This window comes from Thomasclavelia spiroformis DSM 1552 (assembly GCF_025149465.1).
Lineage (GTDB): Bacteria > Bacillota_I > Bacilli_A > Erysipelotrichales > Coprobacillaceae > Thomasclavelia > Thomasclavelia spiroformis.
Map to the genome: position 1 here is coordinate 1,800,169 of NZ_CP102275.1, position 12,474 is coordinate 1,812,642.

Annotated in this window: 8 protein-coding genes and 2 pseudogenes; 2 read left to right on the top strand and 8 right to left on the bottom strand. The window is 27.9% G+C overall.

Going from position 1 to position 12,474, the window contains the following annotated elements; genetic code table 11:
• Positions 1-4: 4 nt before the first annotated feature.
• The 7 genes and pseudogenes from NQ543_RS08710 to NQ543_RS08740 all read right to left on the bottom strand — a co-directional run bounded on the left by NQ543_RS08710 (position 5) and on the right by NQ543_RS08740 (position 8,400).
• Positions 5-985, bottom strand: coding sequence for an asparaginase (locus tag NQ543_RS08710; protein WP_004608872.1), 981 nt, complete (start codon positions 983-985; stop codon positions 5-7).
• An 84-nt stretch (positions 986-1,069) separates the two neighbouring features.
• Positions 1,070-3,737, bottom strand: a pseudogene (gene ppdK / locus NQ543_RS08715) (pyruvate, phosphate dikinase).
• A 220-nt stretch (positions 3,738-3,957) separates the two neighbouring features.
• A complete protein-coding gene (locus NQ543_RS08720; RefSeq protein ID WP_004608875.1) occupies positions 3,958-5,553 on the bottom strand; it encodes a DEAD/DEAH box helicase in 1,596 nt (531 codons plus the stop codon).
• A gap of 186 nt (positions 5,554-5,739) precedes the next feature.
• Positions 5,740-6,344: pseudogene (locus tag NQ543_RS08725) on the bottom strand (CatA-like O-acetyltransferase).
• A gap of 20 nt (positions 6,345-6,364) precedes the next feature.
• Positions 6,365-6,715, bottom strand: coding sequence for a TIGR04076 family protein (locus tag NQ543_RS08730; protein ID WP_335311163.1), 351 nt, complete (start codon positions 6,713-6,715; stop codon positions 6,365-6,367).
• Positions 6,716-6,773: 58 nt separating this feature from the next.
• Positions 6,774-7,598, bottom strand: coding sequence for a hypothetical protein (locus NQ543_RS08735; RefSeq protein WP_148344882.1), 825 nt, complete (start codon positions 7,596-7,598; stop codon positions 6,774-6,776).
• Positions 7,599-7,614: 16 nt separating this feature from the next.
• Positions 7,615-8,400 carry a 3'-5' exonuclease gene (locus NQ543_RS08740; RefSeq protein ID WP_004608879.1) on the bottom strand — a complete coding sequence of 262 codons (786 nt, stop codon included), beginning with the start codon at positions 8,398-8,400 and terminating at the stop codon, positions 7,615-7,617.
• Between the two features lie 237 nt (positions 8,401-8,637).
• Between NQ543_RS08740 and NQ543_RS08745 the strand changes: the two genes are divergently transcribed.
• A complete protein-coding gene (locus tag NQ543_RS08745) occupies positions 8,638-9,024 on the top strand; it encodes a (deoxy)nucleoside triphosphate pyrophosphohydrolase (protein ID WP_004608880.1) in 387 nt (128 codons plus the stop codon).
• 2 nt (positions 9,025-9,026) lie between these two features.
• Positions 9,027-11,888 carry a DEAD/DEAH box helicase gene (locus tag NQ543_RS08750; RefSeq protein ID WP_004608881.1) on the top strand — a complete coding sequence of 954 codons (2,862 nt, stop codon included), beginning with the start codon at positions 9,027-9,029 and terminating at the stop codon, positions 11,886-11,888.
• A gap of 29 nt (positions 11,889-11,917) precedes the next feature.
• On the opposite strand, the gene NQ543_RS08755 is transcribed toward NQ543_RS08750, so the two are convergent.
• Positions 11,918-12,379, bottom strand: a complete 462-nt coding sequence (locus NQ543_RS08755) for a macro domain-containing protein (RefSeq protein ID WP_004608882.1) — start codon at positions 12,377-12,379, stop codon at positions 11,918-11,920.
• Positions 12,380-12,474 lie beyond the last annotated feature (95 nt).

The window sequence follows — 12,474 nt, forward strand, 5'->3', positions numbered from 1 at the left end:
TCCTTTAATATTCATCAAAAATTCTCTTAATTTCACTTACATTTTTGGTTTTACTCATTGCAAGCATTAACAACACTCGTGCTTTTTGTCCAGATAATGTATTAGAAGGAATACATCGATTATTAGGATCAAATATTTCACTTTCATAAACAATTCCTTGATTAACTCTTGAAGCACGAACAAAAATGATTCCTATTTTATTTAATCTTTCAATTTCATCCAACCAAGCTTTACTATAATTGCCACTTCCACTACCAATAATTATAATTCCTTGGTGTATTTTTGCCATTAATGTTAATATTTCAACTTTAGCACCAGCATAATAATAAACAATTCCAACTGATGGTAATGATTCAGGTAAATTTTTACTAAAAATTGAATGTAAAGTATGTTTTTTAAATGTCCTAGAAAACATATTTACCTTATCATCATGCATATATCCTAAACATCCAAATTCTTTTTGATCAAAAGCATCTATTTTAAAATTACTTACTTTTTGAATATCTCGACCAGAATAAATAGTACTTGAAAATAAAGCCATTACTCCATGTCCTAAAGCTTCATCACTAGACGCTAGGCAAACTGCTTGATATAAATTCATTGGTCCATCTGCACTAGTTGCACTAGCCGGTCTCATTGCTCCTGTTAATACAACTGGTTTATATGTATGAATAGTCAAATTTAAAAAATAAGATGTTTCGTCTAAAGTATCTGTACCATGGGTAACAACAATTCCATCAACGTCATCACAGTCTACTAATTCATTTATTTTATTAGCTAAAATAAGCCAATGTTTTTCATCTATCTCATTACTATCAACATTAAAAAGTTGAATAGCTTTTAATTTTGCAACTTCATTGATCATTGGAATTGAATCAATTATTTCATCAATATTGATCTTTCCAGCTTGATAATTTGTTGCTTTTCCCATCTTACCACTACCAGCAATCGTTCCACCCGTTGCTATAATAACTATATTTTTCATTATATCACCGGTATCATTATAACAAATTTATTGAAGCATAAAAAGAAAAAACGTCTCTTTAAACCAAAGAGACGTTAATAATCATTATTTATCTGCAACTAATACTTTGTCAGTAGTATGTTCAAGAATAATTTCTTCAGCAGCAGCTTGTGCAGCAGCAAGACGTGCAATTAATACACGATATGGTGAACATGAGACATATGTTAAACCTTTTTTATGACAGAATTTAATTGATTCTGGATCTCCACCATGTTCTCCACAAATACCTAATTTAATATTTGGACGAACACTACGACCTTTTGTAGCTGCAATTTCAATTAATTGACCTACACCACTTTGATCTAAAGAAACAAATGGGTCAACTTGAATTACCTTACGATTAATATATTCTGGTAAGAATGATCCAACGTCATCACGTGAGAATCCATAAGTCATTTGAGTTAAGTCATTAGTACCAAATGAGAAGAATTCTGCATGTTTAGCAATTTCATCAGCTGTTAAAGCAGCTCTTGGAATTTCAATCATTGTACCAATCTTATATTCAATTTTAGCATTTTTAGCCATGATTGCAGCTTCAATAGCTTTTGTAACATTATCTTTTACATAAACAATTTCCGCTTCACTACCAATTAATGGTAACATGATTTCAGGAACAATTGTACATCCTAATTCTCTTTCAACATCAATAGCAGCATCAACAATAGCTTTAACTTGCATATTATAGATTTCTGGATAAGTAACAGCTAAACGAGAACCACGATGTCCTAACATTGGGTTAGTTTCTTTTAAAGCAGCTCCTTTAGTTTTAACTTCTTCTAATGTCTTACCTAATTTATCAGCTACAGCTTGATATTCTTCATCTGTATGAGGTAAGAATTCATGAAGAGGTGGATCTAATTAAACGTACAGTAACTGGTAATCCAACCATCGCACGATAAATTCCTCTAAAGTCTTCAACTTGGAATTTATATAACTCATCTAATGCTTTAATTCTTTCTTCAACAGTATCAGATAAAATCATTTGTCTTACATATTCAATTCTGTCCCCTTCAAAGAACATATGTTCAGTACGACATAATCCAATACCTTCTGCACCAAATTTAATTGCCACAGCAGCATCACGTGGACTATCAGCATTAGCACGTACTTGTAATTTTTTAATTTCATCTGCCCATGACATCAATTCAGCAAAATCACCTGTTAATTCAGATTCTTCTGAATCTAAAACACCTAAATATACTTTACCAGTAGAACCATCTAATGATAATTCTGTTCCTTCTGGATATGTTTTTCCATCAATTGTAAATGTTCCTGCTTCATAATCAATAGATAAAGCTTTTGCACCAACGATACAGCATTTACCCATACCACGAGCAACTACTGCTGCATGGCTAGTCATACCACCTGTAGAAGTTAAGATACCTTCACAATCAACCATACCTTGGATATCTTCAGGAGAAGTTTCATGTCTTACTAAGATAACTTTTTCTCCAGCAACAGCTTTTTCATGTACTTTTTCAGCAGTTAAGTATACTTTACCAGCTCCAGCTCCTGGTGATGCAGGTAATCCTTCAAGAACAGGATCTGCAGATTTTAATGCTTCGGCAGTAAAATTAGGATGTAATAATTGAGAAATTTGATCAGGTTCAACTCTAGTCATTGCTTCATATTTATTGATTAAACCTTCATGTACTAAATCAACAGCAATTTTTAAAGCAGCTTTACCTGTACGTTTCCCATTACGTGTTTGTAATATATATAATTTACCATTTTCAACAGTAAATTCACAATCTTGCATATCTTTATAATGTTTTTCTAAACCTTTAACAATTTCAACTAATTGTTTATAAATTTCTGGCATATCTTCTTCTAATTTAGCAATTTTTTGTGGTGTACGAATACCAGCAACAACGTCTTCACCTTGAGCATTGATTAAATATTCCCCATAAATATGATTATCACCATTAGCCGCATTACGAGTAAATAATACACCTGTACCAGAATCATTTCCCATATTTCCAAATACCATTTGTTGAACATTTACAGCAGTTCCTAAATCATGTGGAATTCCATTTAAGTTACGATAAATGATTGCACGTTCATTATTCCAAGATCTAAATACAGCTAAAATTGCCCCCATTAATTGTTCTTTAGCATCTTGCGGGAAATCTCTTCCTAATTCTCTTTTGAAAATTTCTTTATATTGAGGAATAATTGTATTTTCAAAATCTTCAGCAGTGATATCCAAATCACTTTCATATCCTTTAGAATTTTTTAATTCAGTCAATTTTGCTTCAAATAATTCTTTGTCAACTTCACAAACAACATCAGAATACATTTGAATAAATCTACGATAACTATCAAAAGCAAAACGACGATTATCTGTTTGTTTAGCAACAACTTCAACAGTTTCATCATTTAAACCTAAGTTAAGAATAGTATCCATCATCCCAGGCATAGAGAATTTTGCCCCAGAACGAACTGAAACTAATAATGGATTTTCTAATCCTCCAAGTTTTTTATCAGCTAATTTTTCTAATCTTTCTAAGCATTCATCAATTTGTTTTTTCATTTCATCATTGATGATTTTTCCATCAGCATAATATTCATTACATGCTTCTGTAGTAACAGTAAATCCTTGTGGTACTGGTAACCCTAAATTAACCATCGCAGCTAAGTTAGCACCTTTACCACCAAGAAGGTCACGCATCATTTCGTTTCCTTCACTAAACATATAGACATATTTTTTCATTAATATAATCCTCCTTAGAATTAATCCATGATTATATTATACACATGTTAGCCCTTCCATTCAAGTGGAAGCGCTTTTAAATTTTTATATTTTATTACAATAAAATCATAAAAAAACTATTTTATTTGATATAATCGCTTAAAATCAAACAATCATCATTAAAAAACATTTTTAAACAAAAAAAGATTGTATTAATAAAACACAATCTTTCATCTTAAAACTATCTTCTATTTGCAATTTCAATTTCAACTTTACGATTATTAAGCTTTCTTTTATTACAATTTTTAACCACTTTATTAACAACTTTTTTCTTAATATCAACAAACGTAAATTTACGTTTTAAATCAATATCACCAATATCATCTTTTCTAATTCCTGCATTAGTAATAAAAAAATCAATAATTTGCGGAACTTTAACTCGATCCATTGTTCCAACAGTTAAAAATAATCTAGTATAATTTTTATTATTTCTATCATACTTTTTAGAATTTATTTCTTGAATTACATCACGTTGATAATCATAACCAAGCTGTTCTTGATAACTTATATATAATAGTGCAGCTGTAAAATCACTTAACATCGTTGGATCAATTTCATTTACAAGTTGTTTAAATCTTTTATGGTTACCAGCTAAAATAACATCTTCAACATCACTAATCAATGCCCCAATTCTAGCTTCAAAAATTTCTTGCAATGTTGGAACATTTACTTTTGTAATCGTTGATTTAGTTACTCGCTCAATTTGTTTTAAAAAACTTACCTCTTTAGGGCTAATTATCGAATAAGCTAAACCTTCTTTATCAGCTCTTCCTGTACGTCCAATTCGATGAACATATGATTCAATATCTTGAGGTAATTCATAATTAATTACATGAGTTACATTTTCAACATCTATCCCTCTTGCAGCAACATCAGTTGCAACTAAGAAATTAATTGTCCCTTTTTTAAACTTACGTAATGTATTCATACGATGATTTTGATTCAAATCACCATGCATTGCTTCAACATTATAATTAGATTGTTGCATTTGTTCAGTTACTTCATCTACACTACGTTTAGTACGACAAAAAATAATTCCTGTTTTAATATTAGCAACATCTATTAAACGACACAATGTTTCAAAACGATCTTTTGGCTTTACTTCATAATAAAATTGTTTTACAGAAGTAGCCGTAGTTTGTTTTGAAAGTACTGCTACATGTTTAAAATCATCATGCATATAATTTTGAGCAATCTTTTTAATTCCAGCTGGCATTGTTGCTGAAAATAATATCGTTTGACGAGCATCATCAACTTTTTCTAATATTGTTTCAATATCTTCAACAAAGCCCATATTCAACATTTCATCAGCTTCATCTAAAACAACATATTTGACATTGTCAAACTTTAAAACCTTTCGACGCATTAAATCCATAACACGTCCTGGAGTTCCTACAACTATATCTACTCCTTTTTTTATTGAGCGAATTTGTTTTTCAATATCACTTCCACCAAACACACAAACTATTTTGCTTCCATTATGCTTACCAATACGATTCATTTCTTCATGAATTTGCATTGCTAATTCTCTAGTTGGTGACAAAATTATTGCTTGAGGGAATCTATCATCAATAGGTTTTATTTTTGATAATAAAACACTACCAAAAGCTAAAGTTTTACCAGTTCCTGTTTGAGCTTGACCAATCGCATCAACACCAGTCAATAATATTGGAATTGCTTTTTCTTGAATTTGTGAGGGTTTAGAAAAACCCATATCTTTAATTGCTTTTAATACTTCTTCACTTAATCCTAATTGTTCAAATTTATTTTCAATCATTGTATATACCTTTCTAAACACTTTGGAGAGTATAGCATAAATATTACTTATATACAAACCTATTTTTTAATTTTATTATATTTTTCCTATAAAATTTTAATTTTTTTACATTAATGATCATATTATTATCATATCTTTAAAATAAAATAACCATACAAACAAAAATAATTGCTTATCCATTAGCAATTATTTCAAATAAATATTAAGTAATTTCTGTAATTCATTTACAAAACGATATATATGAAAACCATCACAAACAACATGATGAACTTAAATTGCTAAAGGTAATAAAATCTTATCATTTTCTTTATAATATTTATCCATTGTAAATATCGATTGTAAAAAACCATAACTCTTTTGAAAATTCAAATTAGACCCTTTAAATAAAGTCCATAAAATCATTGAAACAGGAAAATTATTTTTAAGAACATTCGCTGTTACAAATAATCCCCTTTGATTTGCATACTTAAGCATATCATCTTCATACGCTTTACAAAAATCTTCATATTTACAATAATATTCTGTCCAAAGATTAGAAAAAGTTTTCGTATCTTGATGAAATATCGTATAACTCGCTAGCATTGTATCAAACATACCTAATCTACTATTTTAATCAATTGCCATTTTAAATTCATCATATTTATTTACAACTTTAGTAATATAATACAACATCGCTGGATATATAGTTATATCCATTTTAATTGTCATACTATAAGTACATGGAACATTAAAAAAAATAGTGATCAAAATATTCTTTTCCAATTACCTTTATCAATAAGTTTAAATTCCATCTATAATCCCTTCAACTAACTTAATGAACTGGAGTATAATCAATCTTCGAATCAATATCCGTTGCCTCTAATTTAAAAATAACCGGTCTTAACCCATCATTACAGCTACAAATCGCTACACCAGGTTTTCTAATCCAGTCTCCATAATAAAACACATCACTACTTGCTCCATGTGAAAGTGCAAAAACATATTGATAAATTGCTTTCCATGCCTCATCACAAAAACCTTCAGGTTTAGCATAATCCCCATAAAATACTTGTCCTTCTTTTAACATCGGACAAGCAGTTAACCCATCTGCACCATATTCCTTGGCTAGCTCTTTATCAAACGTAGTTTTTAAAACAGTTATCTTTACTTTTTTTATTTTAATTCCCCCTTAAATAATTTTTATTTAAAAATAAAATGTCATCTATTTAAAGATGACATACTTATTCAATCCAATATTTATCATCAGCAAAATCATATACTAAACACTTATCATGACCAGCAAATAAATAATCACTATCTATACTATTAAACATATGAGTTATGCGATTTATGGCATTATATATATTTTCAAACTCACCAGGTATAATAGTTTCATCATTTTTATATAATACAAAAATATTACGATTACTTCCTTGATACCCTTTAAAATAAGCCCTATTCGTATCATAAAAAGTGATTAAATAACTATATAATTTATTTTTTAATTCATCCATAGAATCATATAAATATAATTCATATTTATCATCCAACATATAATATATTAATGTTACAAATAAATAATCATTTCCTTTTCTTAGTATTCGATAATGATATTCACCACCAAAACTATGATTTTCTAATGAATCATAACAATCTTTTAATACTGTATCAATAAATTTTCTTTGTGCTTTATTTAAATAACAAATTTGTTTAGGCTTTTCTTGATCCATTTTCTTAACCAATTTCATAAATTTTTTAATTACAGCATCATCAGTATCAATAACATAATCCCAAACAATTATTTTTATAAAATATGGATTAGATTTCAATCCCGTATGATATATCAATTCCTGTTCTAATTCTAAATAGTCTTTTAAAATAACATCTTCTTTATTTACACTATCAATAATTTGATCATTATGAATAAATTCATAAAACTTGCATTTATTCAATAACAATTTTTCATTAATTATTTCACTTAACATTTTAAATGTTATATTTTCATCAACATCTATTGTTATTTTATTTTCCTTATATGCTACTTTTAGTCGAAATTTATTAATCATTTTATCCCCCACAAAGCTATTCACTTATTTTAAAAAGAACTGCTGCCATGTGCTTACATTTATTACCACTAGAAGCATTTGGACAATCACAAACTATTTTCTTTATGCTACTTTTATTAAATTCAATTGATATCATATGTGTAATATCTTCTTTAACAGAAGCAACTATTTGTTTATCCCCATAATAAATAACATCAACTAAATCATCTTCATAATATTTTTTACCTTGTTTAATAACTAATGGTTCAAATAATAACTTCCAATTATTCAAATATGACTTTTCAATTTTACCATTTTTATATGCTTCAATTTGTTCAAAACAATATCTAGTTGCCTTTACATCTTCTAATGCATCATGAGCTGCAAAATTGTATCCAAAATATTTAGCACATGTTGATAATGACTGCCATTTATAACCTCCATGATATCCTCTTTCACCATAAATATAAGCAAAATCTTTCATCGGATCTTTAAATACATATTTACTTATATCTATTCCATAATTCTTTAACATTCCTTGTTCAAAAGCAATATTATAACATACAATAAATTCACTATTATCAAATATTTCTATTATCCTATCAATATAGCTTTCAAAACAAAGCTTATCTTTTACCATCAATGGTGAAATACCATTTATTCTTTGAGCACTTGGCCAAGAAAAATGATGCTTAGGTTTACACAATTCATTAATCAAAACTTCATCATCCTGATTAACGATTGCTACTTGTACAACTTCATCATTATGATATCTATTGACTCCAGTAGTCTCAAAATCTAAAACCACATACTTATTTTTCATACTCACACCTCATGTAAGTAAAGTTTATCATAATTTATTAAATCATGCTATTTATATTATTAATTACTAAACAGTAAATGAACACATATTTCTAACATTATCAAAATTAATTATAAATTATTACATATTTTAATGTTTGATTTAATCATACAAATTCAATGATTTAAATATAGATATAACACATTTCTTTAAATAAAAGACTAATATTGTTATAATATCGAACAGGAAGGTGATTAAATGAAAACAATAAAAGTTGCTGCTGCAATTATAAAAAAAGACAATAAAATATTGATTGCTAGTAGAAAAACAGGTGAATTTGCGGGAATGTTTGAATTTCCTGGTGGAAAAGTAGAACCTGGAGAAACAAGTAAACAAGCTCTAATTAGAGAAATTCAAGAAGAATTGGAAACATCTATAAATATTGATGAATTTTTCATGAATGTTAATTATACATATCCAACATTTATCTTAGATATGGATTGTTTTATTTGTTCATTAAAAGATGAACAAATAACATTAAATGTTCATGATTCAATTAAATGGATCACATTAGATCAACAAGATATTAATTGGATTCCTGCTGATATTCAAATTATTGAAAAACTCAAAGAACGAGGAATCTAAACATGACGCTAACATTACAACCAAACATAAATTTACATACACTAAATACAGTTAATCAAACATATCAACCACAATTATTATTCAACGATTACAAACAAGGTATGAAACTATCATATGAAATAATCCAACAATTAAACTCATGTGATAGTTTTCAATTATCAATTGCCTTTATTAGTTTATCAGGACTAGCTACACTAAAACAAACATTACTAGATTTACAAAACAAAAACATTTCTGGTAAAATCATCACTTCAACTTATTTAGGTTTTAACGAACCAAAAGTATTCAAAGAATTACTTAAATTCAATAACCTAGAAATAAGAATATATGATGATCCTAAAATTGGTTTTCATCCAAAAGGTTATATTTTCAAAAAAAATGACACATATAACATTATCATTGGTAGCTCTAATTTAACCCAAAACGCACTATCAATAAACCAAGAATGGAATTTAAAACTCTCTTCAACATACAATAGTGATATTTCAAAACAAGTTTTAAAAGAATTCAATCAACAATGGCAAAATTCATTTCCTTTAACAAACCAATGGATCAATGAATACAGCAAAACATACACTAAACAAAAAAATAAAATACAACTAAAAACAAATACAAAAATCAAGCCCAACAAAATGCAAATAGCTGCATTAAACGCACTAAAATCAATTAGAAACGAAAATAAGAATAAAGCCTTACTAATATCCGCAACAGGTACCGGTAAAACTTATTTAAGTGCTTTTGATGTCAAAGCATTTAATCCAAAAAGAATGCTCTTTGTAGTTCATCGAGAAAACATTGCACAAAACGCCATGATGTCATTTCAAAAAATAATCAACAATCATAGTTTTGGCATTTTTACTGGTAATAAAAAAGAAACTGATGCTGATTACATCTTTTCAACAATTCAAACAATTCATAAACAAGAATATCGTAAAATGTTTGATCCAGATGATTTTGATTACATCATTATCGATGAAGTTCATCGAGCTGGAGCTAATTCTTATCAAGAATTAATAAATTATTTTAAACCAAAGTTTATGTTAGGAGTGTCTGCTACTCCTGAAAGAAGCGATGATTTTGATATTTATCAAATGTTTGATTATAACATTGCTTATGAAATTCGTTTACAACAAGCAATGGAATATGATTTACTTTGTCCTTTTCATTATTATGGAATAACTGATTTACAAGTCAACGGAGTATCACTAGAAGATAAAAGTGATTTTAATCATTTAACTTCTCAAAGTCGTGTTGATCATATTATTGAACAAATAAATAATTATGGATTTTCAGGTGATCGTGTCCGTGGTTTAGTCTTCTGTAGTCGTAAAGGTGAAGCTAAAGAGTTATCTAATTTATTTAATCAACGTGGTTATAAAACTGTTGCTTTAACTGGTGAAGATGATGAAAATAAAAGACGTGATGCTATGGATAAACTAGAAACAGATGATTCTGTTGATTATCTAGATTATATTTTTACAGTTGATATTTTTAATGAAGGAATTGATATTCCTAAAGTTAATCAAGTAATTATGCTTCGACCAACTGAGTCAGCAATTGTATTTGTACAACAATTAGGTCGTGGTTTACGCAAAGATCATTCAAAAGAATGTGTAGTTGTGATTGATTTTATTGGTAATTATGAAAAGAATTTTTTAATTCCAATTGCTTTAAGCGGTAATCAAAGTTATAACAAAGATACATTAAGAAGATTTGTTAGTGAGGGTTCTTTACTTATACCTGGCGCCTCAACAATTAATTTTGATCGTATTTCAAAAAAGAAAATATTTGAATCAATTGATAAAGCTAATTTTTCTGATATAAAAATCATCAAAGAAAGCTATTTACAATTAAAACAAAAACTTGGACGTATTCCAAGTTTACAAGATTTTGATAAATATGATTCTATTGATGTCTTAAGAATTTTTCAAAACAAAAATCTTGGTTCATATCATAAATTTTTATCAAAATACGAAAAAGATTATTCAATAAAATTCAACCCTATCCAAGAACAATATCTAGCATACATATCAACAAAACTAGCTTCTGGGAAAAGAATTCATGAATTAGAAGCAATTAAGGTTTGTATAAAAAACCAATCAGATTTACTTAATAATCTAAAAGAAAAGCTAAAAAATGTATATGATATTGATTTACCTAAAATTAGTCATACTACTATTATAAATATATTAAGTCAAAATTTTGCAACCGGCGGTGCCAAAGCAACCTTTAAAGATGCTATTTTTATTGATAAAAATTTAAAGATATCAACACAATTTAAAGCTCAATTAAATGATCTAAATTTTAAACAACAAATCATGGATCTTATCAATTTTGGAATAACTCGTTATAAAAAAAATTATACCAATACATATAAAGACACTTCACTATGCTTATATAAAAAATATACTTACGAAGATGTTTGTAGATTACTAAATTGGGAGCAAAATCTAGTTCCTTTAAATATTGGTGGCTATAAATATGATAAACATACAAATACTTTTCCTGTATTTATTAATTATGATAAAGAGGAAGGTATAAGCAAAACAATTAAATATGAAGATAAATTAATTGATCAAAATACAATAATTTGTTTTTCTAAACCAAAACGTACATTAACATCAGAAGAAGTAGTTAGAATATACAACGAAGATACAAATCATGTTAAAATACATCTTTTCATTAGGAAAAATAAAAATGATAACACTTCAAAAGAATTCTATTACTTAGGACTTATGCATACATATGGAAAACCAATTCAAACAATCATGCCAAATACTAATAACAATGTTGTACAATTCACTTATAAACTCGAAAATGAAATTAGAAAAGATATTTTTGATTATATAACTAATAATGATTAGTACATTAAAAGACGTTTAAGCGTCTTTTTTCATTTATACAACACTAAATAAACATCCATATCATTGCCAATTAAAAACTTATTAATTGTCTCTTTAGCAACTTCTAATGCCTCATTGTAAGGATATCCATATATCCCTGATGATATTAATGGAAAAGCAATAGAACGAAGTTTATATTGCTTTGCTAGAAGTAAAGAATTACGATAAGCAGCTTCCAAAACCTCTCTTTCACCATGGTTTCCATCACGATAAATTGGACCCACTGCATGAATAATATATTTTGCCTTTAAATTATATCCCTTTGTTATTATCGCTTCACCTGGTTTACAATACCCTTTTTGATCACATTCATTTTGTAATTCTTTAGCTCCAGCTTTATTAAAAATAGCTCCACAAACACCACCACCTTGGCGCAAATATGAATTTGCTGCATTTACAATTGCATCACTTTCTATTTCTGTAATATCCCCATTTATAATTTTAAATCCCATAAACCATCCTCCTTTTATACTATAGTAACACTATCTATTTTACTGCTCAAGAGCAAAAAAAAACTGCTTTTCATCAATAAAAATGTTATTATATA

Bases quoted from the DNA above. Each gene is read 5' to 3' on its own strand.
- NQ543_RS08710 (WP_004608872.1), bottom strand. From the start codon at position 985: ATGAAAAATATAGTTATTATAGCAACGGGTGGAACGATTGCTGGTAGT.
- NQ543_RS08720 (WP_004608875.1), bottom strand. From the start codon at position 5,553: ATGATTGAAAATAAATTTGAACAATTAGGATTAAGTGAAGAAGTATTA.
- NQ543_RS08735 (WP_148344882.1), bottom strand. From the start codon at position 7,598: ATGATTAATAAATTTCGACTAAAAGTAGCATATAAGGAAAATAAAATA.
- NQ543_RS08740 (WP_004608879.1), bottom strand. From the start codon at position 8,400: ATGAAAAATAAGTATGTGGTTTTAGATTTTGAGACTACTGGAGTCAAT.
- NQ543_RS08745 (WP_004608880.1), top strand. From the start codon at position 8,638: ATGAAAACAATAAAAGTTGCTGCTGCAATTATAAAAAAAGACAATAAA.
- NQ543_RS08750 (WP_004608881.1), top strand. From the start codon at position 9,027: ATGACGCTAACATTACAACCAAACATAAATTTACATACACTAAATACA.
- NQ543_RS08755 (WP_004608882.1), bottom strand. From the start codon at position 12,379: ATGGGATTTAAAATTATAAATGGGGATATTACAGAAATAGAAAGTGAT.